At 41.7% G+C, this 25,943-nt stretch carries 21 protein-coding genes and 1 pseudogene; 15 read left to right on the forward strand and 7 right to left on the reverse strand.

Annotated elements, in window-relative coordinates; genetic code table 11:
- Positions 1-108: 108 nt before the first annotated feature.
- Positions 109-825 carry a glutathione S-transferase gene (locus CXF88_RS10825; RefSeq protein WP_101086840.1) on the reverse strand — a complete coding sequence of 239 codons (717 nt, stop codon included), beginning with the start codon at positions 823-825 and terminating at the stop codon, positions 109-111.
- A gap of 237 nt (positions 826-1,062) precedes the next feature.
- Here CXF88_RS10825 and CXF88_RS10830 point away from each other — a divergent pair, with 237 nt between their 5' ends.
- The 3 genes from CXF88_RS10830 (at position 1,063) to CXF88_RS10840 (ending at position 4,605) form a co-directional block, all read left to right on the forward strand.
- Positions 1,063-2,151, forward strand: coding sequence for a rhodanese-related sulfurtransferase (locus CXF88_RS10830; protein WP_242445136.1), 1,089 nt, complete (start codon positions 1,063-1,065; stop codon positions 2,149-2,151).
- Positions 2,152-2,405: 254 nt separating this feature from the next.
- Positions 2,406-3,812 (forward strand): molecular chaperone, encoded by a 1,407-nt coding sequence (gene yegD / locus CXF88_RS10835; RefSeq protein WP_101086841.1) that lies wholly within the window; start codon positions 2,406-2,408, stop codon positions 3,810-3,812.
- Between the two features lie 325 nt (positions 3,813-4,137).
- Positions 4,138-4,605: a CreA family protein gene (locus tag CXF88_RS10840; protein ID WP_101086842.1), complete on the forward strand. Its 468-nt coding sequence runs from the start codon at positions 4,138-4,140 to the stop codon at positions 4,603-4,605.
- A gap of 210 nt (positions 4,606-4,815) precedes the next feature.
- Here the strand turns inward: CXF88_RS10840 and CXF88_RS10845 are convergent, their stop codons facing one another.
- Positions 4,816-6,192 carry an L-serine ammonia-lyase gene (locus CXF88_RS10845; RefSeq protein WP_101086843.1) on the reverse strand — a complete coding sequence of 459 codons (1,377 nt, stop codon included), beginning with the start codon at positions 6,190-6,192 and terminating at the stop codon, positions 4,816-4,818.
- Between the two features lie 233 nt (positions 6,193-6,425).
- Here CXF88_RS10845 and nagZ point away from each other — a divergent pair, with 233 nt between their 5' ends.
- On the forward strand, positions 6,426-7,451 hold the full coding sequence (nagZ, locus tag CXF88_RS10850; protein WP_101086844.1) for a beta-N-acetylhexosaminidase: 1,026 nt from the start codon (positions 6,426-6,428) through the stop codon (positions 7,449-7,451).
- 138 nt (positions 7,452-7,589) lie between these two features.
- On the opposite strand, the gene CXF88_RS10855 is transcribed toward nagZ, so the two are convergent.
- Genes CXF88_RS10855 through CXF88_RS10865 form a run of 3 tightly spaced genes read right to left on the reverse strand, consistent with a single transcriptional unit; the run spans position 7,590 to position 12,762 of the window.
- Entirely contained in the window at positions 7,590-8,582 is a 993-nt protein-coding gene (locus tag CXF88_RS10855; protein WP_101086845.1) for a peptidoglycan binding protein CsiV, read from the reverse strand.
- Positions 8,572-12,108 carry a transcription-repair coupling factor gene (mfd, locus tag CXF88_RS10860; protein WP_101086846.1) on the reverse strand — a complete coding sequence of 1,179 codons (3,537 nt, stop codon included), beginning with the start codon at positions 12,106-12,108 and terminating at the stop codon, positions 8,572-8,574. The genes CXF88_RS10855 and mfd overlap by 11 nt, the downstream gene beginning before the upstream one ends.
- Before the next feature lie 54 nt (positions 12,109-12,162).
- Positions 12,163-12,762: a hypothetical protein gene (locus CXF88_RS10865; RefSeq protein ID WP_101086847.1), complete on the reverse strand. Its 600-nt coding sequence runs from the start codon at positions 12,760-12,762 to the stop codon at positions 12,163-12,165.
- A gap of 157 nt (positions 12,763-12,919) precedes the next feature.
- On the opposite strand from CXF88_RS10865, the gene CXF88_RS10870 reads away from it, so the two are divergent.
- From CXF88_RS10870 to CXF88_RS10890, 5 genes and pseudogenes are all read left to right on the forward strand, one after another.
- A complete protein-coding gene (locus CXF88_RS10870) occupies positions 12,920-14,164 on the forward strand; it encodes a lipoprotein-releasing ABC transporter permease subunit (RefSeq protein ID WP_101086848.1) in 1,245 nt (414 codons plus the stop codon).
- An 8-nt stretch (positions 14,165-14,172) separates the two neighbouring features.
- Complete coding sequence (lolD, locus tag CXF88_RS10875) at positions 14,173-14,883, forward strand: lipoprotein-releasing ABC transporter ATP-binding protein LolD (RefSeq protein ID WP_197708448.1); 711 nt, start codon at positions 14,173-14,175, stop codon at positions 14,881-14,883.
- Complete coding sequence (gene lolE / locus CXF88_RS10880; protein ID WP_101086850.1) at positions 14,880-16,121, forward strand: lipoprotein-releasing ABC transporter permease subunit LolE; 1,242 nt, start codon at positions 14,880-14,882, stop codon at positions 16,119-16,121. The genes lolD and lolE overlap by 4 nt, the downstream gene beginning before the upstream one ends.
- A gap of 24 nt (positions 16,122-16,145) precedes the next feature.
- The gene (locus CXF88_RS10885) at positions 16,146-16,727 is read left to right on the forward strand and encodes a GNAT family protein (protein ID WP_101086851.1); all 582 of its coding nucleotides are present in this window, start codon (positions 16,146-16,148) and stop codon (positions 16,725-16,727) included.
- 14 nt (positions 16,728-16,741) lie between these two features.
- A pseudogene (locus CXF88_RS10890) lies at positions 16,742-16,983 on the forward strand (DUF3624 domain-containing protein).
- Positions 16,984-17,195: 212 nt separating this feature from the next.
- Here the strand turns inward: CXF88_RS10890 and CXF88_RS10895 are convergent.
- Entirely contained in the window at positions 17,196-17,990 is a 795-nt protein-coding gene (locus tag CXF88_RS10895) for a siderophore-interacting protein (RefSeq protein WP_101086852.1), read from the reverse strand.
- 199 nt (positions 17,991-18,189) lie between these two features.
- Here CXF88_RS10895 and CXF88_RS10900 point away from each other — a divergent pair, with 199 nt between their 5' ends.
- On the forward strand, positions 18,190-18,621 hold the full coding sequence (locus CXF88_RS10900) for a MarR family winged helix-turn-helix transcriptional regulator (protein WP_101086853.1): 432 nt from the start codon (positions 18,190-18,192) through the stop codon (positions 18,619-18,621).
- A 72-nt stretch (positions 18,622-18,693) separates the two neighbouring features.
- Here the strand turns inward: CXF88_RS10900 and CXF88_RS10905 are convergent, their stop codons facing one another.
- Positions 18,694-19,200, reverse strand: a complete 507-nt coding sequence (locus tag CXF88_RS10905) for a DUF2062 domain-containing protein (protein ID WP_101086854.1) — start codon at positions 19,198-19,200, stop codon at positions 18,694-18,696.
- Positions 19,201-19,276: 76 nt separating this feature from the next.
- Between CXF88_RS10905 and CXF88_RS10910 the strand changes: the two genes are divergently transcribed.
- From CXF88_RS10910 to CXF88_RS10930, 5 genes are all read left to right on the forward strand, one after another.
- Complete coding sequence (locus CXF88_RS10910) at positions 19,277-21,727, forward strand: DNA internalization-related competence protein ComEC/Rec2 (protein ID WP_277949090.1); 2,451 nt, start codon at positions 19,277-19,279, stop codon at positions 21,725-21,727.
- 37 nt (positions 21,728-21,764) lie between these two features.
- On the forward strand, positions 21,765-23,567 hold the full coding sequence (gene msbA, locus CXF88_RS10915) for a lipid A export permease/ATP-binding protein MsbA (RefSeq protein WP_101086856.1): 1,803 nt from the start codon (positions 21,765-21,767) through the stop codon (positions 23,565-23,567).
- 16 nt (positions 23,568-23,583) lie between these two features.
- Positions 23,584-24,591, forward strand: coding sequence for a tetraacyldisaccharide 4'-kinase (lpxK, locus tag CXF88_RS10920; protein ID WP_101086857.1), 1,008 nt, complete (start codon positions 23,584-23,586; stop codon positions 24,589-24,591).
- Entirely contained in the window at positions 24,581-24,757 is a 177-nt protein-coding gene (locus CXF88_RS10925; protein WP_101086858.1) for a Trm112 family protein, read from the forward strand. Before lpxK ends, CXF88_RS10925 begins: the two co-directional genes overlap by 11 nt.
- Positions 24,758-25,164: 407 nt before the next feature.
- Entirely contained in the window at positions 25,165-25,896 is a 732-nt protein-coding gene (locus CXF88_RS10930) for a serine/threonine protein phosphatase (RefSeq protein ID WP_101086859.1), read from the forward strand.
- The last annotated feature ends 47 nt before the right edge of the window (positions 25,897-25,943 follow it).

The following is a 25,943-nucleotide window of genomic DNA, read 5'->3' on the forward strand; positions in this document are numbered from 1 at the left end:
AATAATAGAAATCCATGTTCTTAAACGGCTATTCACTGCTAACACCTTTAATTTACGTTAAAAATTATCCGATTAATAGCCCGTAAACCATTAAATATTCATAATTTTTTAATTTTTGCACAAAGGTGTTACTTGTTCATCATTACGTACTGAATGTTTGAGGTCAATCATAGTTTTTTGTGGTAACCACAATGGATATTTGTACATGGTCACGTTAAATAGCGGGCTATTGATTAATGTGGTTAACCAAGCGTTAACTTTAGGGTATGGCATGGTGTTAAACCACGAAGGTTCAACATTAGCAAACTGTCGAATAAACGGAAAAATAGCAAAATCAGCTAGTGTTGGGCTGTCGGTACACAAATAGTTGTGTTGCAGCAACTGCCTTTCCAACAACTGAATAAACTGCTCTGCCTGTTGTCGATACCAAAGTTGACTGTATTCAGGGAACCTGTCGGCATACTTATATTTATCTAACCATGGTTTAAATTGATTATCATTGGCATTAATGAGCGATTCAGTCATTGATTTATCTAACCAGTATTGCAGGACTTGATACTCTTCTGTGGTTAAGTAATGGTTTTCTGGCGCTGGGTGTTCAGTTAATACAAAGCGCATAATATCTAGACTTTCACTGATCACTTGGCCGTTAGTAAACTCTAAAACCGGCACTGTGCCTTTGGCCGAAATGGCGATCAGCTCTGCGGGTTTATTCTTAAGCTCTATTTCACGCACTAACGGATTCAGTTGGCTCAAATGAAGACTAATACGTGCTCGCATAGCATAAGGGCAACGACGAAAGGTGTACAAAATGGCAGAATTCATTAGGTGTCTATAAAATGATGTCTTGCTAATAGAGTAACGTTTCTTGGCTGAAAACCCAAAATTAACCGCTACCAACATTGTAAAAAAGTACATCTGCTGGTTTTAGTATTTTTTTGACTGTGATTTAGGTATACTTTCGGCCGTTTTTTTGAGTCTGTGCACAGTGTGCAGACCTTATTTATATGCACAGTAATATGCACTGGAAATTAAGTTCCAGCCAGCGGAGACCTCATTTTTATGCAACAACCTAAACAAGCGTCTAAACAAGAGCCTAAACAAGAGCCTAAACAAGAACCTAAACAAGAACCTATTCAAAAAGCTATAACAGCTGCATCTCAAGCCCAAGTCGCTGTGTGCGCGTTATATAAATTCGTGGCATTACCGCATTTTGAGGCCGTTCGTCAGCCATTGCTGAGTGTCATGGAACAAAACGAAATCAAAGGCACTTTGTTGCTTGCTCAAGAAGGCATTAATGGCACTGTTGCAGGAACCTCATCAGCGATTGATATTTTATTGGCCTGGTTGGGCACTCAACCTGGTTTAGATAATATCGTGACTAAGCTATCTTTTGACGCTGAAATGCCGTTTTATCGCACCAAAGTGAAGCTGAAAAAAGAAATTGTGACTATGGGTATTGAAGGTATTGATCCTCGTAAAGTCGTCGGGACCTATGTGAAACCTAAAGACTGGAATGCACTTATTTCAGATCCAGATGTGGTGTTGGTTGATACCCGTAATGATTACGAAGTGAAGATTGGTACTTTTAAAAATGCTGTTAATCCAGTAACCGAGACTTTCCGTGAGTTTCCTGAATATGTGAAGCAAAATTTAGATCCGGCTAAACACAAAAAAGTGGCGATGTTTTGTACCGGTGGTATTCGCTGTGAAAAATCTACTGCATATTTGAAAGAGCAGGGCTTTGATGAGGTATATCATCTTGAAGGCGGCATATTAAAATATCTTGAAGAAGTCGAGCAAGAGCAAAGCTTATGGGAAGGTGAATGCTTTGTGTTTGATAACCGCGTAGCGGTAAATCACAGCTTAGAAAAAGGTCAATACGATCAGTGTAATGCTTGTCGTATGCCAATTACTGAAGCAGAAAAACAAACTGAAGCCTATGTTCAAGGAGTCAGCTGTCCACATTGCATTGATAAGGTGCCTGAAGAACAACGTCAGCGGTTTATTGAGCGTGAGCGTCAAGTACAATTAGCCAAGCAACGCGGTGAAGCGCATATTGGTAGCGATGTAAAGCAAGTGATTGATGCTCGTCGCCAACAAAAAGAAGCTCAGCGTAAAGCACAAGAAAAAATGAATAACAAAGGCTAATGAATACCTTTGCTAAAACGAAAGCCCAATCTACATAAGATTGGGCTTTTTTGTTATGGGCACAGTATTAACAGTTACCCTATTTCAGGTTAGTTAGATTTTTATCATTTTAAACGCCATATACAGCGTTGCCTTTTAAGATAAGGGACTCGCTTTACCCAAGCGGGAGATAAAACAGTGATAAAGGGTTTAGCAAGTGTCATAAGTGTGTTATTTTGAGCGCTTTTTTCGATTAGATGACAGAAGGTAAGTCAATGTTTGTTGGATTTGATTACGGCAGTGCCAACTGTGCGATTGGGGTAATGATTGATGATGCGGTATCGTTATTACCATTATCAACTCATTCGGATTTTATGCCTTCAACGTTGTACGCAATGGATCGCGAGCTTATTGCCGAGGCGGTATACCAAGGATTACCAGAACACTTAAAAGCAGAGTATTCTCATCTGCGCAGTTCTCAGTTAATGCGTGCAAAACAAATGCGTCATGAGCTTGATCTGTCGCCGAATGAACAAGCCGTATTTGTTGGCCAAGCTGCGATAGATGCTTATTTAGACATGCCTGAAGAAGGTTTCTATGTCCGTTCTCCAAAGTCTTTTTTAGGTGCCAACGGATTACGTGTTGAACAAATAGCCTTATTTGAAGACATTGTCACCTTGATGATGCAGCATGTTAAAACACTAGCCGATAAAGCGTTAAACGCAAAATCGCTTAGCGCAGCGAGCCATGCGGTGATAGGTCGGCCGGTTAATTTTCAAGGCATAGGTGGCCAAGACAGTAATCAACAAGCTGAAACCATTTTACGCCTGGCGGCTACTCGTTCAGGCTTTACTGATGTGAGGTTTTTATTTGAACCCTTAGCTGCAGGTATGGATTTTGAATCAAACCTTAGCGATGACAATACCGTGTTAGTGGTCGATGTTGGCGGTGGTACGACAGATTGTTCAGTGGTAAAGATGGGGCCGTCGTACATTAAGCAACAAGACCGCAGCCCAGACTGCTTTGGCCATTCAGGTCAACGGATTGGTGGTAACGATTTAGATATCGCGTTAGCGATGACTGGACTGATGCCAAGCTTTGGTGCAGACACGTTAATGATTAACGGTAAACCTATGCCAAGAACACCTTTTTGGAACGCGGTGGCCGTCAATGATATTAGTGCCCAACGTGACTTTGTTAGTTTACCTTCTCGTAAGTTAGTTGAGCAGCTAATCAAAGAAGCACAGCAGCCTGAACTATTAGTTCGTTTACAAAAAGTACAAAAGAATCAAATGAGTTATCAAGTGGTACGCCAAGCTGAAGCAGCGAAAATCAGTTTGTCAGACAATGACACCATTCTATGTTCGTTAGATTTTATTGAAAAGGGGCTGTTAGTCCCATTAACAGCAGCACAGTTTGAGCAAGCCATTAATGATCCCTTAGCGAAAGTTGAAGCATTAATGAAACAAGCGATGCAAACGGCTATCGCCAAAGCGGAGCAACAAGATTGCGATATGCCAACCAGTCCTGATATTGTATATGTAACAGGCGGTACGGCCCGAAGCCCAGCTATATACAATAAAATTGCTAGTGTGTACCCCAATGCCAAAGTGGTGGTGGGTGACCATTTCGGTTCGGTAACCGCAGGTTTAACCCGTTGTGCTCAAAGTGCATTTAACTAAAATTCATTGCACTTAGCTCGCGAAGGCTGATGGTTATGTTAAAGGCTGATGGTTATGCTAAAGGTTGATCATTGTGCTAATAGTAGAATGATCAACAAGCATGCTTTGTCTGCCATCAATATGGTCAATTAATATGATTATCGTGCTCACCAAAATGATGACAATGTTAGTTATTATTATGGCCTGCGGTGGCCGCGCGTCAGTGTGGACTTATTTGTCATTAAAGGCATAGCCATAATGGTTTACCTTTAATGACAGAACATCTCAATTTTTTATAACAACCTATTTTGATGATATAAACTCATAATATTAAAAGGTGTTACCGATGAAAAAAATGCTAATAGTGCTAGGGTTAACGGCACTTCTTACGGCTTGTTCTGACAATGAAGTCGGTGATGTATCACTTGGGATGTTTACGACACAAGACATAAAATTAAACATTTTAAAGGATGACATCGTAACAGGTGTCACTTGTCACATCGCCTCAATAGAAGAAAATCTTAGTTTTTCAGATCCAAGTGATAGCTCTATCTCTTGCAGACAAACAGGGGAAATCACCACCGATATGATTGCACAAATAGATAAAAGTAAATCTGGTGAAGTTGTGTTTAAAAAATCAAAAAGTATATTTTTCAAAACCATGAAAATCAGAAGAATATTTGATGCTGAAAATCAAACGTTAATGTATGTCTCTTACTCTACCAAAGAAACATCGGGAAGCTTCAAACACAGCCTTTCGACCGTTCCACTTTGGGGAACCAAAGCTTATGTTGACCTCGCACCAGCTCACTAAGGGCAACGGTCTGTCTTGCTTCGGGCATATTTAGTATGCATTTTCTACCATCTTGTTATCTGGTTTTGGTACAAGGGAAAATAGGTTGTTCGGTTAATTGATTTCACGATGAATCATTAACAGGTTAACTCGCCATTTAAGGCATACAAAAATGCCTGTTAGGTTCGCTAACAGGCATGTCGAATTGAGCAGATTAAATGAATACGTGAATTAACACTCGACGATATTCACCGCAAGACCGCCTTTTGCTGTTTCTTTGTATTTACTGCGCATGTCTTTACCGGTTTCCATCATCGTTTTAATGACTTTATCCAGTGACACTTTGTGATTACCGTCACCGCGAAGTGCCATGCGTGAAGCATTAATCGCTTTTACAGCACCCATAGCATTACGTTCAATACAAGGTACTTGGACTAGGCCGCCAACTGGATCGCAGGTTAAACCTAAGTTATGTTCCATGCCAATTTCAGCGGCGTTCTCAACCTGTTCTACGGTTCCGCCCATTATTTCAGTTAACGCACCGGCTGCCATTGAACAGGCTACGCCCACTTCACCTTGGCAACCCACTTCAGCGCCAGAAATCGAGGCATTTTTCTTGTACAAAATACCAATGGCAGCAGCGGTTAACAGATAGCGGCTGCACACATCGATATCGACTTCTTGCACAAACATATCGTAGTAACACAATACTGATGGGATAATCCCTGCTGCGCCGTTTGTTGGCGCTGTAACAACGCGGTCGCCTGCGGCATTTTGCTCGTTAACCGATAAAGCAAATAAATCGACCCAGTCCATAGCGGTCAATGGGTCAGTGTTATTTCGCCCTTCCGCTTTTAGACGACGGTAGAGTGCTGGCGCACGTCGGCGTAATTTTAAACCGCCTGGCAATATGCCTTCTTTGTGATAACCACGTTCAACGCAGTTTTTCATGGTTTGCCAAATTTTCCACAAACCTTGCTTGATATCATCTTCACTGGCAATGCTAAGTTCATTGGCCATCATTAATGATGAAATACTTAAGCCGTTGTCGCAGCACAATTGCAGCAATTGCAATGCACTATTAAAGTCGTAAGGTGCTTGTTCTATTGGCGTTGCTGGAGACGCATTACGTTGAGTGATTTCATCTTCATCAAGAATAAACCCGCCGCCAACTGAATAATAGGTACGCTGATATATGCATTCGCCTTTAGACAATGCATATAAGGTCATGGCATTAGCATGTGCAGGTAAGGTTTTACGTCTGTGGTAGGTTACCCCTTCTTCGCGAGTAAATTTCACCTGACGTCCGTCTGCTAAGGTAAGTTTTTGAGTCGTAGACACAATGTCTAAAATGGCATCAATCCCATCGGTATCTACGGTTTCTGGATCTTCACCCATCAGGCCTAAAATGACCGCTTTTCCTGTGCCGTGACCTTTACCTGTTTGGCCTAAAGATCCAAATAATTCTGCTTGTAACTCATCGGTATTCGCTAATAAATTATTATCAGCGACATGCTGTATAAAAATTTTACCTGCCTTCATAGGACCCACTGTATGTGAGCTAGAAGGACCGATACCAATTTTGAACATGTCAAATACGCTAATCATGTTGTTTAACCCTTGCTGAGTCGTTTATTGTTTTCGTTATAAGTGAGTATAATCGTCAAAAGTAATGTTGGCGGTTTATCTCTTATTCTTGGTAGAGTATCCCACACATTAATCAATGACAGTTCATTAGATTTTTTGATGCATTATTCTCACATTAGCCAGCCTTATACTTGATGCATAATGTGACTGGATTAACCTGGCATGATTGTCAGCTATATAGATAAGGGAAAGATTTGAGTTATTTAATGATGGATCTTGCAGGTTTAACTGTATCTGCAACAGAAACTGAGCAATTACAGCATCCGCAAGTGGGTGGTATTATATTGTTTAGTCGCAACTGTGAAAATAAAAGTCAATTAATTGAATTGGTTAAAAGTGTTCGCAGAATTCGCCCTGAATTATTAATTGCGGTCGATCATGAAGGTGGCCGAGTTCAACGTTTTCGTGAAGGTTTTAGTTTAATTCCTGCCATGGGTGATATTTTACCTGCCGCTAAAGGCGATTTAACATTAGCTAAACAATGGGCGAAAGAGTGTGGCTTTTTAATGGCAGTTGAGCTGTTAGCGTGTGATATTGATTTAAGTTTTGCGCCTGTTTTAGACGTAAATGGTATAAGTGAAGTGATTGGAAAGCGCAGTTTTAGTGCAAATCCTGATGAAGTCAGTGCATTAGCTCAGCAGTTTATCATTGGCATGAATGAGGCCGGTATGGCTGCGGTAGGAAAACATTTTCCTGGTCATGGCAGTGTTGCTGCCGATTCACATATTGCCATGCCAGTTGATCCAAGGACTAAAGAGCAAGTGGAAGCTTTTGATATGCAGCCATTTAAGCTCTTGATAGGTTCTCAGCAGCTACAAGGTGTGATGCCAGCACATGTGGTTTATTCAAATATTGATCCTAATCCCGCTGGCTTTTCATCTTACTGGCTACAAACTATTTTACGTCAACAATTAGGTTTTGATGGGGTGATTTTTTCTGACGACTTAGGCATGAAGGGCGCCAGTTTTGCTGGTAATTACCTTGGCCGTGCTAAAGCGGCATTAGATGCTGGTTGTGATATGATCTTGGTCTGTAATGATCCTGTTGGTGTTAATGCTTTATTAACCGAGTTTGATTGGCCTGCTGCAGAGCCTACACATACCGCATTATCGCTAAAGGGTAATACTGCACAATCCTTGCAGGCGCTTGAGCAACAATCGCGTTGGCAAGCTGCGCAGCAATTGACGATGGACATTACTCGCATTGCACAATCATTGTAGATTGTCTCAATAACCACAGCTCGAGTTAAGGGGGCGTATTTATTCTCCCGGGCAGAGGTTGTCGAGTAAATGAGCAGGCCATTAAGCAAAAAAACCGGATCAATTGATCCGGTTTTTTAGTCTTAAGCTATCGAGCTGTTAACCAGTATAAGGTGCTGGTTGGCTAGTGGTAGCACGCTCGGTTAAATCAATGGGTTTAACATTAGTCGGTTGAGACATTTTTCGAATTTGCATCACAACACCCAATTGCGGGTGATCAAAGTAGTGGATCTCGCCACTGCGCACACGACGATTCTGGATAAGCGGGATGCTTTCTAAATAAGGTGCTAGTTGCTTTTTACCTTCTATTTCTAGAGCGGCATATTCATTAAACTCTAAAGGACTTGATTCAAGCATTTTTTGAGTCGGTTTACGCAAAGCCAGATTATTTTCAATATACAGATAATGACTGAGATAAATGTTTATCGAGCCATCTAATTCCCATACAGGACCTATTTTTGGCGCTTCATAAGCGTTACCTAAGGCACCAAATTCTGTGCTTGGCATGGCTTCTGTTTGAGTTGCTTTTTTGACCGCTAAGCCATGATATTCAAAATTCTTTGAAAAATCCTTACCACCAAATATACGCACTGGTTTAGCGCGTCTACGCGACTGCATATTTTGTTGCCAGGTTAAATGCACTAGGCTTTTAACATAAGGTTCGCGACTGATCGTTCGAATTAAGTCATTAAACTTACCCTGGCTTTGAGCCAGCAGTAATGGGCCTTGACCTAAATATGCGGATTGCGGCTTGTTGGCTCCGATATTAAACGGAACTTCGCTTGGATGGGCCGCGATACTGTTACTGACTTTTGGGTCATTACAGTTACTGGCGCCATTGGTCCAGTCGGTTGAAGTACAACCATTTAAGCCAACTGCAACCCCGGTTATATCGGTACTGATCACTGGCGTAATGATATCCACAGTGTCTTTACTGAGCTTTGGTGGTGTGGCATTGAGCCATTTTTCAACAGACGGCTGTTGGCGTTCAAATACAAACACTTCAACTTCAAACCATGATTCTGCATGGGCTGAAAAGCTGTGGGATAGCGCTGTGATAGCGGCGATAGAAATCGCAAGTTTACGAAGCACTATTTGTCTCCAAAATTTGATGTTTAGCGAACTGTTCAAGCAGGGTGTTGATTAACTCAAGACGCTCTTTGCTTGTCTCAGCAGGAATGTTGAACTTTAACTTATTTGGCCCGTCCATTCGATAGATTTGTGGTTGGTTTTGCAACAAACCAATAATAAACATCGGATCGACGTGATTTTCTTGACCAAATTCGACACTGCCACCTTTGGCGTGCATTTCTATTTTGACAATACCTAACGCGGTTGCTTGATGTTTATACAGAGTAATCGCCATTAAATTTCGGGTTGGCACAGGTAACATACCAAATCGGTCAATAAATTCGACTTTAAGTTCATCGAGCATGGTGTCGGTTTCGCAGTTAGCGATACGTTTATACAATGATAAGCGCATATTAACATCACTGACGTAATCTTCTGGTAATAACGCCGGAATGCGTAAATCGATTTCTGCTTTGGCACTCATCATATAGGCTAAAGAAGGCTCTTTCCCTTCTTTGAGGGCTTTTACGGCAGATTCCAGCATTTCCATGTATAAGCTAAAACCAATTTTTGAGATATGGCCGCTTTGTTCATCGCCGAGCAATTCACCCGCACCGCGAATTTCTAAATCTTGGGTGGCGAGTAAAAATCCTGCGCCAAGATCTTCTAGGGCTTCAATGGCTGCAAGACGTTTGCGGGCATCTGGGGTCATACGTTTAGGATGAGGCGTCATCATATAAGCATAAGCTTGGTGATGCGATCGCCCAACACGGCCGCGAAGCTGGTGCAATTGTGCTAAACCAAACATGTCGGCTCGGTCGATAATGATGGTATTGGCACTAGGCACATCGATACCGGTTTCGATAATGGTAGTACATACCAACACGTTAAAACGTTGGTGATAAAAGTCGGTCATGACTTTTTCAAGATCGCGTTCTCGCATTTGCCCATGGGCGGTTATGACGCGGGCTTCAGGAAGTAAATCGCGAATGTTTTGCGCGGTTTTTTCAATGGTCTCAACATTGTTATGTAGATAATACACTTGGCCACCACGCAAAATTTCACGCAAGATGGCTTCTCGTGCCGTGGCTTTGTCATATTCACGCACAAAGGTTTTTACTGCCAAACGTTTAGCTGGTGGGGTGGCGATAATCGATAAATCTCGCATACCCGACATGGCCATGTTCAATGTCCGCGGAATCGGTGTGGCGGTGAGGGTTAAAATGTCGACATTGGCACGTAATGCTTTAATTTTTTCTTTTTGACGCACACCAAAGCGGTGTTCTTCGTCGATGACTAATAATCCGAGGTTGTCGAAGTTAGCTTCTGATGACAGTAATTTATGAGTGCCGATAACGATATCGACTTTACCTTCAGACAGTTGTTCAACAACACTGCTTTGTTCTTTAGCGGTTCTAAAGCGTGACATCACTTCAATAACGATAGGCCAATCAGCGAAACGGTCTTTAAAGTTTTCGTAGTGTTGCTGGGCAAGCAGGGTAGTCGGCACTAACACCACCACTTGTTTACCGGCATTCACGGCGACAAATGCTGCTCGCATGGCCACTTCTGTTTTGCCAAAACCTACGTCACCACAGACTAAGCGATCCATTGCGCGTGGTGCTTGCATGTCTTCAAGTACTGCGTGAATGGCACTTTCTTGGTCGACGGTCTCTTCAAATGGGAAACCTTGACTGAATTGGGCGTATTCTTCTTCATCAATACTCATTGCATCGCCAGGACGAGCTTGACGACGAGCATATACATCCAACAACTCAGCGGCCACATCACGAATACGTTCTATGGCTTTTTTCTTGGCCTTAGCCCAGGTTTCGTTACCTAACTTATTTAGGTGGGTATTACCATCGCCGCTGGCATTATAGCGACTGATAAGGTGCAGTGACGACACTGGCACATACAACTTGTCGCCACCTGAATATTCCAGTTTTAAATATTCTGCAACCAAACCGCCAGTATCAAGCGTTTCTAATCCTTGGTATAACGCAACACCGTGCTCTAGGTGGACAATAGGTTGACCGACTTTAAGTTCAGCTAGGTTTTTGACTAAAACATCGGTGCTAACTTGTTTTTGTTTTTCGCGGCGACGTTGCTGCGAAATACGCTGACCAAACAGTTCGGTTTCACAAATGATACTTACTGCACCTTTTGCGGTGTCGGTTAGCACACAACCTCGCGCTAAAGGCGACACGATTAAGCCTATATTGTCTTTGGCTGCGAGGTAGTCGTTAAGATGAGCAAACTGCTTGGGTTTAATGTCAATTTTGGCAAACAAGTCTAACAGGGCTTCTCGGCGGCCTTCCGATTCGGCACTAAACACTAATTTTGGATGCTGCTGACAATACTCTTGTAACGCAATGAGTGGCTGTTTGAGTTTATGGTTAGCATTGATGTCGGGCAGTGTTTCAACGTTAGCGATGAGGGTATGCGTTGGAAGTGCAACTTCAGCTAGCGGCTCGCCGGCATTATTGGTGTCGGTGGCAATATATTGCTGTAATAATTGGGTACGAGTAAAAGATTTAAATGCCGCGAATAATTCATCATTAAGCAAGTAAAGTTCTTTGGGCGCCAATAACGGCCTTAGTGGATCAACACGTCGGTCTTCGTAGCGAACATTGACTTCATGTAAGTGCGCTAAACTGGCTTTTTCAATATTGCCTAAGGTGATGAGTTGACTGTTTTGCGGCAAATAATCAAACAATGTGGCCGTGTCATCGAAAAATAACGGTAAGTAGTTTTCAATGCCTGCGGGCATTAAATTACGGCTGACGAGTTGATAAACTGATTCGGCCTCTTTTGAAATGACTTCAAAGCGACGACGATAACGTTGTCTAAAACCTTCAATAGCATTGCTGTCGGTGGGAAATTCTTTGGCTGGCAGCATGCGAATCGCATCGCGAGCCATGCCTGAACGCTGAGTATCAACATCAAAAAAACGTATCGATTCAACTTCATCATCAAACAATTCTATGCGTAATGGTTGTTTTGAGCCGGTAGGAAAAATATCGATAATAGAGCCACGAATAGCAAACTCACCATGTTCATATACTTGATCGACAATATGATAACCGGTATCAGTAAGGTGTTGTCTGGCTTGCTGTAAACTGTATGTGTCGCCTTTATTAAGCACCATGACATTGGCAGTCATAAATGATTTAGGAGGTAGGCGAACCATTAAGGTATTTACCGGTACGATGACCACATTGTGCTGGCTTTGACCAATATTGGCTAAGGTTTCAAGTCGCTGCGATATTAAGTCTTGGTGCGGCGAAAAGCTATCGTAAGGCAAGGTTTCACGATCGGGGAACAAACATACATTCACATTGATGTGGTTTAATAAATAACTCAGTTCGACCTCAAGCGATAACGCACTAGGCGTATCGTGAGTGACAATAATACTGGTGCCAGGATGGTTATTGATTAAGTTGGCGAGGGTGATGGCTTGCGACACGCCACCCAATGTTGCCAAAGTTTGCGTTTGTTGGCCTTTTTTTACACTCGGCGGCGTGAGTACACTAAATAGGTTCATTGAAATCGTTGTCAGTTCCGTTTGCGATCAAGTCGTATTGAATGAGGCGAGGCTTCAGCTACGCTGTTTATCGATATTCTGTTTACGTTTTTTTAGCATTTTTTGTTGTACATTCAAGCTTGCTTTAACTAATTGCTCAATATCATCTTCAAGTATTTGGCTAAATTCAAGTTCACAGCGCCAATATGCGGTTTCGATGGCGTCATCTGTTGATATTGGGGTGCAGCTTTGTATTTGGCACAGACACAGCAATGCCACTAATTCTGTATGCAAATAGATGTGGGTCTTAACGTATTCATTTACAACTAATGGACGTGATGAAATGATACTAATTCCACTGCCACCAAATTGATCACCTTTAAATAACTCACCATCTTGAACTTCTTTTTCCAACACGTGTTGCAATACTAAATCGACTTTACGCGATTGTAGCTTTAAAAAATCCACTACGGCTTTAGCATCATTGTCTAAATTGCGCAGTTGCAGTAAACAATTTGCTTCAAGACTTTTCACTTCGGTCAGTAGTTTTAACCCAACAGATTGCATGTCGCGGAGTTCATCATCTGTGGGTAAAGCTTGGTTTGCATCCCACGAAGTTAAGTAAACATTAAAGTGGTGAGGCACACTAAAATAAGAATTGCTGTCAGGTATCAAGGTTTGCCTCTTTATTTATCACACTAATAGCCCTATTATCGTGCCCAACTTAATGATTTAGCAAGTCATACACGCTGGCTTGTTGTTTTCATATTCACATTTTGCCTGATTGTCTGACTTATACGCCCCAATAGGCGCACAGGATTAGTATTTTTTTATGAATTTAGGATTTTCTTTTTTTATTGGCTACCGTTACTGGCGAGCCCGAAAAGCGAATGCTTTTGCCTCTTTTATTACCTTCTTTGCGGTATCGGGTATTTTTTTAGGTGTTGCAGCATTGATTGTGGTCAGTTCAGTGATGAATGGACTCGAAGGCCAACTGAAAAATCGCATTTTAGGGGCTGTGCCACAAATGACCCTTATCAGTGATATGGGGTTTAGGGATTGGCAACAAAGTAGCCAAAGCCTGTTGGCGGATAAATATTTACTACAAAATATTCGTGGCATTGTGCCTAGTGCGACCACTCAAGCCATGATCCAATCGAGCAGTAACATTCAAGCTATACAAATGTATGGAGTTTACCCAGAGCTTGAGCAATCATTGTCGAGCATTGCGGCTCATACTTATTCAGATGCTTTTTCAACGTTACAAGCTGGCAAGTATTCAATTGTGCTCGGCACTGATCTAGCTCGCAAATTAGACGTTAAAGCGGGCGATAAGGTTAGAGTGTTAAGCGGTGACGGGGTGGTCTATTCACCCATGGGCCCGGTGCCGAGTCAGCGTAAATTTACCGTTGCAGGTGTATTTGAAATGGGCTCGCAAGTCGATTCCAGTGTTGCCTATGTGCATTATAAAGATGCGCGTAAATTGATGCGCCAAGACAGTAATACCATTAATGAATTACGGGTCTATTTGAACGATCCATTTTCCGCGCCAGCGTTAGCACCCAAAGTGGTTGCTGGATTTGCTAAGCAAAATATTGAAATCCAAACCAGCGACTGGCGGCAAGACTTTGGCCACTTATTCTCGGCCGTTAAGATGGAAAAAAACATGATGTCGTTGATGTTAAGTTTAATCGTTGCTGTTGCCGCGTTTAATATGGTGTCGGCATTGGTGATGATGGTGGTCGATAAAACCACTGATGTTGCTGTACTCAAAACACAAGGTGTCACAACCTCGTCTGTGATGGGCATATTTATTGTGCAGGGATTATTAAATGCTTTGTTAGGTTTAATTCTAGGGACGGTTGTTGGTATTGCTGTCACCTTGAATTTAAATGAAATTCTATCTGGTCTTGGTGTATCTATTTTAGGTGTTGGGCAAACATTACCAGTGCAATTGTCGATAAATCAAATGAGTTATATTATTGTTGGCTCGCTATTAATTACCTTACTTGCCACTCTTTACCCTGCGCTATCGGCTGCAAGGGTTCAACCCGCTACTGCTTTGAGATACGAATAATGAGTCAAATACAAACCGCGTTATTACAAGTTAATCATGTCAGCAAGCAATATCATGATGGTGAAGTGACTACTCATGTATTGTCTGGAGTCGATTTAACGGTTTATAAAGGCGAACAATTGGCCATAGTGGGGAGTTCAGGTTCAGGTAAAAGTACCTTACTACACATTATGGGCACCTTAGATTCGCCAACGTCGGGTTCGGTATTACTTGATGGCGAAGACTTATATAAATTGTCTGCGGTACGCCAAGCACAAGTGCGTAATAACGATTTAGGCTTTATTTATCAGTTTCATCATTTATTACCCGAATTTACTGCGATTGAAAACGTCGCTATGCCTGCGTTTATCCAAGGTAGAGATAAAAAACAAGCTTTGGTTGATGCTAAAAGCTTACTAGATCGTGTTGGTTTGGGGCATCGATTACATCATATCCCAGCGCAATTGTCTGGTGGCGAACGTCAACGTGTTGCGATAGCACGGGCATTAATAAACAAGCCCAAGTTAGTGTTAGCCGATGAGCCAACGGGTAATTTAGATGCCAGTAGTGCAGATAATGTTTATGCGATGATCCGCGAGTTAGCACAGCAATTTGGTACGGCGTTCGTGGTGGTCACTCATGATCATAAATTAGCAGCCAAGATGGATCGTCAATTGACAATGAAAGACGGCATTTTGCAAGTTGTTGCTGCTTCATCTCCTGCAGGGCTAGCCGAATGAGTAAGTGGTTACCGTTAACAATTGGCTGGCGTTTTTTCCGTGCCAGGCAGTCTAATGGCTTTATCGGCTTTATCTCATTTGCATCAACTGCGGGTATTGCTTTAGGTGTGGGTGTACTGATTGTGGTGTTATCTGCCATGAATGGTTTTGAAAAAGAATTACAAGACCGTTTATTAGGCGTGGTGTCTCACGGCGAACTCGTCGGGGTTAACCAACCCATTGCCGATTGGCACGATATAGCCAAAAGTGCTTCAAATATGCCGCAAATTACTGGTGTTGCCCCTTTTGTGCGCTTGCAAGGATTAGTGCAAAAACCTGGCGGGTTTCAAGGGTTAATCGTCAACGGTATTGATATTAAACATGAATCTGACGTGTCCAGCATTGCTGATTATATGTCTGTCGATGCATGGCAGTCATTAAGCAGTGATGAAAATCATATCGTGCTTGGCCGCAGCTTATTAACTAAGTTGGGCTTGAAGGTAGGTGACACCTTGGCGATGTATACCCCAGATGCCAATAACAGTCAGTTAACGTCGGCCCAAAGCCATCGCTTTGTGGTGTCTGGCGTGTACGAGCTAGGTGGCGAAATTGAATCGACTCAAGCTTATGTGTCGCTTGATTATTTAGCCGATTTACTCGAGCTGGGTTCTGCCGTTTCTGGGGTACGAATTCAAGTCAATAATGTGTTTAATGCGGCGAGCATTACTCGTGATTTAGGTTTTGCCCAAGAGCAGTATTTATACATTAATGATTGGACTCGCACGCAAGGGCATTTATACCAAGATATTCAGCTGGTTCGTTTAGTGATGTATTTGGTGTTAGCGCTGGTTATTGCTGTGGCGTGTTTTAATATTGTGTCGACACTTGTTATGGCAGTGCGTGATAAAGCCTCTGAAATTGCGATTTTGATGACTATGGGGCTTCATCGTGGTGCCATTATGACGATATTTATTCTGCAAGGTGCTTTAAATGGACTGATGGGGTGTACTATCGGTGGCATATTAGGGGTTACTCTAGCGTATAATTTAAGTGCTATTGCCAGCAGTCTTGAGCAGATGTTAGGCATTCAACTACTAGCATCGGATATTTATTTTATTGATTTCCTTCCTTCTGAATTACATTATCAAGATGTATTAGTTGTATTGTTTATGGGCCTATTCATGAGCCTTATTGCAACTATTTACCCTGCGTGGAAAGCGACTAAAATCGCGCCAGCCACGGCATTAGCGGGCAGGTAAACTCTATAAACGAACGAGGTTGATATGGACAGTAATGCTAGTTTGGATTCACTAAAGTGTCCTACGTTAACCTCGGGTAGTTTAATCATCAGGCCATTTAGTCTTAATGATTTAACGGCATTTACCGCCTATAGAGCTGATCCTAGTGTTGCGCGATATCAGAGTTGGACCGATTATCACTATCAAGATGCGCTAAACTTATTCAATTCGACCCATTACCACGATTTTGCTAAAGCAGGGCAATGGTATCAATTAGCCATTAGTGATCAGCATGAGTTGTTAATGGGCGATCTGGCAGTACATTTTATTGATGACAACCAAGTTGAAGTCGGTTTTACGATCGCTCCTGCATTTCAAGGGCAGGGAATAGCAGCACAAGCGTTAACGCGTTTATTGCAATATTTGTTTGTGGAATTATCTCGCCATCGAGTTATTGCTCAAACTGACTGCCTCAATCTAGCCAGTGCAGCGCTTTTAGAAAAGTTGCAGTTTCGTCGTGAAGGCCATTTTATTAACAATGTGTTTTTTAAAGGTGCATGGGGTGATGAGTATCTATATGCCATGTTGGCGAGCGAGTTTGATAATCAATATCCTCAGCATAAATGATAAAGAAAGCTGTTATGTCCTGTAACCAATGTCCGACTCTGTTTTTAGACAAAAAATTGGCCGTTGTAAACGCTGCATGTGGCAATTAGCCCTACTGAGCATAATTGCATGGCCACTTTGGTGGTATTGCTATGCGGACACGCCTAAGACTGTAGAATCCATTGCATTACTTTTCTTTGCTCTTAGTTTCAGTGGATTACTTACACTGCATTTGGTGGTGTGGACTTATCGCAGTCTAAAGAGCCTCCGCTTGTAATCTACCGCGTCAAAACAGTCCTTTTACCGGCTAATTGTGTAGCATTTATTGGCAGTGGATATACTATTGACGCAGCAAGTCATCAGATACTGCACCTTGTTCAGCCAAATTATTTACATTCTCAAAAATAACAAGTTTGAATGAAAAGTGTCAAATTTTGATTGTTATTTCCCATCACTTAATCAGTGTTTTGCTTAACTGAACAAAAGTCACTACAGCGGCTGCATCTGTTTTTGTTTACCAAAGGTGTCAGCATCAGTATTTCGCTTCCAGTACCCTGTAGCACTGATTGCACTTAATGGTAATTGTTGTTGCTCAAGCAAGTATTGCTTTACTAATCTCACTTGGGTTGCTTCTAAGCCGACAAAAACGTGTATGTCTGACGGTAAATCACCAAACTGTTCAAGTTTATCTAACAACCAAGCTATCTGTTGTTCAGCAGTGATACCGTCATTAAGTACTAACCAATGGGTTTTCAATAATGGGTGCTGGCTGAGCAGTGTTTGCTCTTGCTGGCTATTCACCAACATAATGATATGCCCTTTAGCTGTAGCGGGGATCCGCTTTATCAATGCATCAACGGCATTGATAGACGTGGAATCCCCAAATAATAGGTAGTTACTAACATCAAATCGATTCATTTTTAATGGCCCTGGCCCTGCAATTGCCACAGTATCGCCAACGTTAGCTGATTTTGCCCAATCGGTTGCTGGCCCCGTGTGCTTATTTATCACAAAATCTAAGCTAAGTTGGCCAAGCACATGATCAAACTCCCTGATGGTATATGAGCGCTTAATCGCAGCATTAGGACCGGTTAATGTCATATTTACGCTTGTTGCACCGGGTTGCGGGATTAATACTTTTACATAGGCCCCTTGTTGATCGACAGGGAAATTGGCCAGTTGCTCACCACTTAACACCACTCTTCGTAAATAAGGGCTGATTTCAATGATGTCACTGATAAAAGTTAATCTGGCTGGTGATTTTTTGGCTGGTGGATTATTCATATTAACTGGCCTGTCGTATGGGTTAGCAAAACGTTGGGAGTAATTATTCGTTTGCTGTAACTGATAATTGCATTACCCTTGTCGTTAGTAGATAATATCAACTATATTGATAGTTGTTGATAAAGTCAACTAGTTGCTGTTTGTTGTAATTGAATTTGATGCTGTTTATGGGGTATTAAAATGAATTTGAGGATGTCTTATGTCTGAAAATATAAAAGAGCCGCTGTTTAATTTATTACACAGTGTAAAGCGTTCATTGCGTCATGCTATTGATAGTGCTGAATTTGGGTTAACGCCGTTACATTTGCGGGTATTAAAAATTATTGCTAATCAAGATAAAAAAGTAACAGCAAATGATATTGTGCAGAAAACATTGATTGATAAGGCGCAACTGGCGCGGTTGATCAAAGAGTTAATTAATCTGAAGTATGCTGAAAAGTCAAACAATCCTAACGATAAACGCAGCTATTTTTTAGGTTTAAGCCCTGCGGGAGTTAAGGTTGTTATGAAATTGTCTATTGCAGAATTACGTGTGAATGAGTTAATGAAAAGTGGATTAACAGACCAAGAAATTACGGATTTTACGCGTTTAGCAAAGAAGATGGCGCAAAATTTAAATCAACATCTTTAGCCCATAGAAAAGGCCGCTATACCGACCTTAATACGAGTACATGGGTAAAGTAGCCAATCAATCGAAGACTTTCTAACCTTTACGCTTTTGCCATTTAAACAAAACTGAATAGCGCCACATACTTTTAATGACAATAAACCCAACTAGCGCACTGATAATGCCAAGAGCTAAGCAACCAACGAGAAAGGGTGGGCCGATGGTTGATACAGATGCTTCAATCCATGCCCAGCTGGCTTCAAACTGAAATGCTTGTGCTTTATGACCTAGGATTTTAGCGCCTAACAAGTAGGCACCATAAAACATTATAGGCATCGTCAGTGGATTTGTTATCCATACCAGCGCCACAGCAACCGGAAGGTTGACGTTAAATATAATGGCAAATCCAGCAGCAACGACCATTTGAAATGGCATGGGGATCCAAGCCACAAATAGCCCAACAGCAAAGGCTCCTGGCGCTGATTTGCGATTTAATACCCATAAATTAGGTTTGTGCAATAGTGTGCCAAACATCCGTAAATACTTATGTTCACGAAGTGTTTCTGGTTTTGGCATAAATCTTTGTATTAATTTTTTTGGCATATTTGTCGATTAATGTCTTAACTAATTCATTATGAATCGATTTATCTATGGCTTTTGCGCCTGTTCTTTATCAGCGATGTTATGGCCTTCGCTGGCACCAATATGGTGTTTGCCCATTCTATTCTTGGCTATGCTTCTTTGCCTTCGCAAAGGGCCGCTTATGGCTGGCTGTTTATTCGCCGTCATTTGGCTGAGCCTGTTGTTTCATTGTCTATATATGCATCAATATGCTGAAAAGTCGCAACAAATCGAGTTTAAGGCGCAGATAGTATCACTAGTTAGCCAAAACAGCGACTGGATTAGTTTTGATGTGCGCGTCATGGCAAAACCTTATCAAGACGCTTTTTTAGAGACGTTGTCGCTTAATAATGTGCAGCGATATTACCGATTAACATGGCAAAAGCCAGATAAAATTGTTGTTGGCCAAATATGGCAATTTAGTGCAAAGGTTAAAGGGATTTCGAGTATCCAAAATCAAGGTGGTTTTAACCAGCAAAAGTACTTTATTAGTAAACATATTGTCGCCAAAGGTCGAGTTAAGCAAGCTGAGTTGCTTAGTCACAGTGGATCGATGCGTCAACAGATCATGGAAACATTATCGCCTTTATTGGCACACTTTTCTCAGGGCGATATTTTACAAGCGTTGATTTTTGGTGATAAAAGCGCGTTAACCTCTGAACGTTGGCAGCAGTTGCGGCAGACAGGGGCAGGGCATTTAGTCGCGATTTCAGGTTTACATCTGGCGGTGGTTTTCGGTTTATTCTATGGCATTTTGATTGGGGTAAGTCGTTATGCTTTCTCTTGGCAGCATTTGGCTAAAATCCAACTCGCAATGGTATTTGCGGCAGCATTTACCTTAGGTTATGGCTACTTATCTGGGTTTGCTATTGCCACTCAACGCGCATTGCTGATGCTATTTTTATTGATGATATTCAGCTTTATTAAACAATTTAGTCATCATTGGGATCGACTTGTATATGCATTATTTTTTGTATTGTTGGTCGATCCTTTTGCGTCACTAGGTGCAGGGTTGTGGTTATCTTTTGGTGCATTGGTGATTATTTTATTGTCGGTGAAACCTGATTCGGTAGATCAACGTTCTAGCTTAAGCACTGCTCTTGTTAACCCAGACATTGAAGTTTCTAAGTTCACTTTGAGGGACAAATGTATCCAAAAAGCTATACAGCTTAAGGATAAAATTTTACATGGACTTATTATATTGTGGTCTATTCAATGGCGTTTAGCGCTGTTACTCGGTGTTTTGCAAGGGATATTATTTGGTGGCATTGCACCTCATAGTATCTGGTTGAATATGCTGCTGGTACCTTGGTTTAGTTTGGTGGTTATTCCATTAACCATGCTGAGTTTTTGCATTTGGTTACTGGCGTTGTGCATCCTATGGTTGTTAGCGATTGATATTGTTTCATTGCAAAGCCTAAGCGTAATGATATTTCAGTGGGCTAATTTTAGTTTGGAGCCCTTTGCGTGGTTATTGCAGTTGAGTGATCGCTTGCCGTTAAAACAACTGGTGTTAACCGAACAAGAGTTAGCTGCGGGAGTCTTTTTTGTTTTTGCGCTGATATTGTTGATGTTACGCGGTTATGTGCCGAGTCAGCGCAAGTGGCGTTATCGCGTTATAGTGTCAGTGCTTATGCTGCCAGTCATCATGAACAAGTTAGTGACCCATGAGATATTGTTATCGCCAGCGTCTTCGTTAGGTTCAACACCATGGCAGCTTCATGCCATCGATGTGGCTCAAGGAATGGCTGTGGTTTTACAGCAAGGGCAGCACGGGGTTATTTACGACACTGGCGCTGCTTATGGCGAGTTCAGTTATGCTCAACGTGCGATATTGCCTTTTTTGGCGAGTAAGGGGATTCGTTATATTGATTATATTGTCGTGAGTCATGACGATAATGATCATGCTGGTGGATTAAACGTATTAGTCGAACAATTTCCACAGGCGACATTAATTGCTGATTTTTCAATGTCAGTCTCAGCCTTAACTGATTCATCACATGGCGTAAAAACTTGTGACGGTGAATTATTTTGGCGCGGTGTACAACTGAGTTTTATCCCAAATCTGTTAAGCGCCAATAGTAATGATAATAACCGCTCCTGCGTGGTTAAATTGTTTGACGGTCAATCTACAGTATTGTTAACCGGAGACATTGAAGCTCCACGAGAGCAAGTACTTCTCGCGGTAAATGCAGATATTCAAGCCGATATTTTATTCGTTCCGCACCACGGTAGTCGAACCTCATCTACCCAAGCCTTTATTGATAGTGTTAACCCCCAATTAGCTATTTTTACCGCAGGTTTCTCTAATCAATATGGTTTTCCTAAACCGGATATTGTGGCGCGGTATCAACAACAAGGCAGTAAAATATTACAAACTGGCCATGTCGGACAAATAAGCATCAACTTCACTGATGAAGGATACAAAGTGACCACTTATCGTCAGCAAATTGCCCCATTTTGGTATAACCGTTTGTTTAGATTTGGTGAGTCACTTAAAGCAGAGTAGAATGTTATTCATGTTTGCTAGTTAAGTATTGGATTCAATGTCAGCATCACCTAAAAATGAAATGTGGGTCGTTTTCAAACGTTTGATGGCCTATGTCGTACCGATGAAAGCCATGTTTATTATGGCTGTTCTAGGTCTTATTACTTATGGCGCTGTCGATGCAGCGTTTATCGCATTTATTAAGCCGTTTATTGATGAAGGCTTTAGTCAAACTCCAGCGATAGTCGCCGGTGTCGACTTACCAACACACGGTGGCTTTAACGCCAATAAAGACATTATGTTAATGGCCCCAATAGCGGTTATTTTAATGTTTAGTTTACGTGGTGTGGCTAACTTTGTGTCGACCTATTGTGTGTCATACATGAGTGCTCAGCTCATTATGGATATGCGTCAACAAGTGTTTGAGCATTACCTACGTTTACCGGTGAGTTATATTGACCGTGAAAATAGCGGTAATTTGATTTCGCGCGTTACGTTTGATACCGAACAAATTGCTCGAGCATCAGGCAGTGCGTTAATTTCAATCGTCCGAGACAGCATGACGGCCATCGGTATGTTAGGCATTATGTTCTACTATTCGTGGAAATTGTCGTTATGCATTTTGGTGATAGGCCCCATCATGGGCGTGGTTATTAGTGTTGTCAGCAAGCGCTTTCGCAAGGTTTCTAAGCAAATTCAATCTGCAATGGGCGGTGTAACCGCAACCACAGAGCAGATGATTAAGGGCCATAAAAACGTATTAGTGTTTGGTGGACAAAAAACTGAGGTTGAACGCTTTTTCCAAGTTAACGATCGTAACCGCTACCAAAACATGAAACTTGCGGTTGCGCAGTCAATCAGCCAGCCGCTCATTATGGTGATTGGTTCATTCGCATTGGCGTTTGTGTTGTATGCCGCTACTTGGGATAGCATGAGAACGGATTTAACCGCTGGTACTTTTGCTGCTATTTTAGGCGCCATGTTAGCCATGCTACAACCGATTAAAAACTTAACCCGTGTCAATGCTGAATTTCAGCGTGGTATTGCCGCTTGTACCACAGTATTTGAATTATTAGACACCCCGCCAGAACCTGATAATGGCGCATTTAGTATCGATAGAGTTGAAGGCAAGTTGACCTTTGATAATGTGACATTTGCATATCCTGGCCAAGAAAAGTCTGCACTTAATGGGATTAATTTTGAAGTTAAGCCGGGTAAAACGGTTGCATTAGTAGGCCGTTCAGGCTCTGGTAAATCGACCATTGCCAGTTTGATTACTCGCTTTTATGGTAATTTATCAACCGGTGATATCCGTCTTGATGACACCAGTATTTATGATTACCAACTAAAATCACTGCGTAATCAAGTCGCTCTAGTGTCGCAACAAGTTACCTTGTTTAACGACACTATCGCCAATAACATTGCTTATGCTTATCCAGGTGAAGTGACTCGCGAACAAATTGTGCATGCAGCAGAATTAGCCTATGCCATGGAATTTATTGATACTTTACCTGAAGGTCTTGATACCCAAGTCGGCGAAAATGGTGTGTTGCTTTCAGGCGGCCAGCGCCAACGTATTGCCATTGCTCGCGCCATGTTACGTGATGCGCCAGTGTTAATTTTAGATGAAGCAACATCGGCATTGGATACTGAGTCGGAAAAAGCGATTCAAAAAGGCCTCGATAATCTTCGTCATAATCGCACCTCTATTGTGATTGCCCATCGCTTATCAACCATAGAAAGCGCTGATGAAATTTTGGTTATCGATCAAGGGAAAATTGTTGAACGCGGTAATCACAGTGAGTTAATTGCCCAAGCAGGTATTTACGCTAATCTTTACCAGATGCAGTTCAGTCAATAATGATTAGGTGGTTGTGATGCAACAGCTTATTCATCGCATTTGGTATCAAGGTCATCAAGCTAAATGGTTATTACTGCCGTTATCTGGGGTATTTTGGTTAATATCCACTATTAGGCGGTTACTGTTTAGTTGTGGGCTAAAACAAGCGCAAGTATTACCTGTCCCCGTAATAGTGGTGGGTAATATCACCGCGGGAGGCAGTGGTAAAACTCCAACAGTAATTTATTTAATTGAACTGTTACGCCAACATGGTTACAAGCCAGGTGTGATAAGCCGAGGCTATGGAGTTAATATCGATGGTGTTGTTGCTGTCAATCCTAATGCAAAAGCTAATGATGTAGGGGATGAGCCTGCAATGATAGTGGCTCGTACTCAAGTACCTATGGTTGTCGGTGCCAAGAGAGTGAGCGCAGCGCATACATTATTAGCAGACTTTGATGTTGATGTGATTATTAGTGATGATGGCTTACAGCATTATGCCTTAGGCCGTGATATCGAAATTGCTTTAGTGGATGGTGAGCGTCGTTATGGCAATCACTGCTTGTTACCCGCAGGCCCTTTACGTGAAGGTTTGTGGCGGTTAAATTCAGTTGATTTTGTGATAAATAATGGCGGACCAGCTCAAACCGGTGAAGTGCTGATGGCACTAGAGCCCGCGCCGCTTTGTCAGGTTGACAATAACCTAGACGATAAGTTTAATCAGCAACATAGTGTCGTTGCTATGGCGGGTATTGGTAACCCACAACGTTTTTTTAATAGTATTAGCCAGTTAGGCTATAAAGTAGTACAAACAGTTGAGTTCGCAGATCACCAAGCTTTTGACCCAAAGCAATTAAGTGACTTATCCGTACAGCATTCATTATTAATGACTGAAAAAGATGCGGTTAAATGTCGCGATTTTGCACAATCAAACTGGTGGTATTTACCTGTAAATGCGAAGCTTAACTCAGAATTTGATCACGCATTGTTGAGCCAATTACAGCAAGTGGCTCAAACTAAAAAAGGATTGTCTCATGGCATTTGATAAAAAATTACTCGAAATTGTGGCCTGCCCAGTATGTAAAGGCAAGCTAGATTACGACAAAGAGTCGCAACAACTGATCTGCAAGTTTGATAAATTAGCGTACCCTATTACCGAAGGTATTCCGGTATTGTTAGAAAATCGTGCTACAGCGTTAGTGACTGAATAACGGTTCGATGATGTGAAAAATGATTGAATGATTAAGCGCCCAAAAGGGCGCTTTTTTTGTTTGAGGAAAGCCATTATATTGAGCTGCAACATTTTTCTTATTCAGCTATCAACAGTTTGCTCTTAGCTCCGTTTATCTAATCATTTTTACCTTAGTCATTAATCATGGTCATTTATCGTGTGTGCTATTTAATGATGAATTGATCGGATATTCATACTGATTAATATCGATGGTAACCAAATGTATCTTTTGTGTTTTTAGTTTGTATACAAGCTATGTATGAAGTTTTTATATAAAGCTAATATTCTATCAAAAAGCACTAAAAATCATTGATTTAATTGAGTTCTATAAACGTTAGTAAGATAATTTAGTCATCAGTAATAGTGAGTCGATGACTAGGTTGTTTTATGGCTGAGAATGATAGTTTTCAACAACATGTGGCTAAGGTTTATCGTGAACACCGTGGCGAACGTGTAGTGCCTTTCGAATACCAAGGTAAGCGATATTGGTTGAAGCAAGTAGAGCATCTTGCAGGGGCGATGCGTTTATTAAAGCAAAACTCCATAGCTGCATTGCATAAAGAAATTGGTGTATTAAATACGCTAAGTCATTTAGGTGCACCAGTGCCTGCGGTTGTCGATTTTGGTGACGGTTACATGGTTGTCGAAGACGCTGGAAGTACCATTAATCATCTGCTCGAGCGTACAAGCCAAACCTTATGGCAACCCATTTTAAATGATGTCAGCGTAGCATTAGCGAAACTACACTCTATGCAGCTTGCTCATGGTCGTCCAGCCTTACGTGACATTAGCTGGCATGCCGGTGAGGTTAAATTTATCGATTTTGAGGCGAATCAACAGCATAAATCAGTTGTCTCACAACAAATTCGAGACGTGTTGGTGTTTATCCATAGCTTATATCGCTATATTGGACCCAATAATAATGTGATTAATCAAGCTATTGCTTGTTATCGTTTAGCGGGTGGTGAAGCAATATGGCAAAAAGCCAAGCAATTTTTAGCTTCCTGGCAATGGTTATATTATTTCGCGAGACCTTTTCGAGATATTGGTGGAAAAGATTTGAAGCCAGTGTATTGGGTGTTGTGGCATTTCAGGCAAGCGCCTTTAACACTGGCATAGTGTCTGTAATACCTTTAACTACGTTGGTATTTTATACAAAAAGCTTG

The organism is Shewanella sp. ALD9 (assembly GCF_002836315.1).
Taxonomy (GTDB): domain Bacteria; phylum Pseudomonadota; class Gammaproteobacteria; order Enterobacterales; family Shewanellaceae; genus Shewanella.

What these genes read in the sequence shown, in the direction of transcription:
- CXF88_RS10895 (WP_101086852.1), bottom strand. Translation starts at nt 17,990, where the DNA reads ATGAATAATCCACCAGCCAAAAAATCACCAGCCAGATTAACTTTTATC.
- lpxK (WP_101086857.1), top strand. Translation starts at nt 23,584, where the DNA reads ATGCAACAGCTTATTCATCGCATTTGGTATCAAGGTCATCAAGCTAAA.
- CXF88_RS10845 (WP_101086843.1), bottom strand. Translation starts at nt 6,192, where the DNA reads ATGATTAGCGTATTTGACATGTTCAAAATTGGTATCGGTCCTTCTAGC.
- CXF88_RS10905 (WP_101086854.1), bottom strand. Translation starts at nt 19,200, where the DNA reads ATGCCAAAAAAATTAATACAAAGATTTATGCCAAAACCAGAAACACTT.
- CXF88_RS10840 (WP_101086842.1), top strand. Translation starts at nt 4,138, where the DNA reads ATGAAAAAAATGCTAATAGTGCTAGGGTTAACGGCACTTCTTACGGCT.
- yegD (WP_101086841.1), top strand. Translation starts at nt 2,406, where the DNA reads ATGTTTGTTGGATTTGATTACGGCAGTGCCAACTGTGCGATTGGGGTA.
- CXF88_RS10910 (WP_277949090.1), top strand. Translation starts at nt 19,277, where the DNA reads ATGTTATGGCCTTCGCTGGCACCAATATGGTGTTTGCCCATTCTATTC.
- CXF88_RS10925 (WP_101086858.1), top strand. Translation starts at nt 24,581, where the DNA reads ATGGCATTTGATAAAAAATTACTCGAAATTGTGGCCTGCCCAGTATGT.
- mfd (WP_101086846.1), bottom strand. Translation starts at nt 12,108, where the DNA reads ATGAACCTATTTAGTGTACTCACGCCGCCGAGTGTAAAAAAAGGCCAA.
- CXF88_RS10900 (WP_101086853.1), top strand. Translation starts at nt 18,190, where the DNA reads ATGTCTGAAAATATAAAAGAGCCGCTGTTTAATTTATTACACAGTGTA.
- CXF88_RS10930 (WP_101086859.1), top strand. Translation starts at nt 25,165, where the DNA reads ATGGCTGAGAATGATAGTTTTCAACAACATGTGGCTAAGGTTTATCGT.
- msbA (WP_101086856.1), top strand. Translation starts at nt 21,765, where the DNA reads ATGTCAGCATCACCTAAAAATGAAATGTGGGTCGTTTTCAAACGTTTG.
- CXF88_RS10830 (WP_242445136.1), top strand. Translation starts at nt 1,063, where the DNA reads ATGCAACAACCTAAACAAGCGTCTAAACAAGAGCCTAAACAAGAGCCT.
- CXF88_RS10885 (WP_101086851.1), top strand. Translation starts at nt 16,146, where the DNA reads ATGGACAGTAATGCTAGTTTGGATTCACTAAAGTGTCCTACGTTAACC.
- CXF88_RS10825 (WP_101086840.1), bottom strand. Translation starts at nt 825, where the DNA reads ATGAATTCTGCCATTTTGTACACCTTTCGTCGTTGCCCTTATGCTATG.
- CXF88_RS10870 (WP_101086848.1), top strand. Translation starts at nt 12,920, where the DNA reads ATGAATTTAGGATTTTCTTTTTTTATTGGCTACCGTTACTGGCGAGCC.
- lolE (WP_101086850.1), top strand. Translation starts at nt 14,880, where the DNA reads ATGAGTAAGTGGTTACCGTTAACAATTGGCTGGCGTTTTTTCCGTGCC.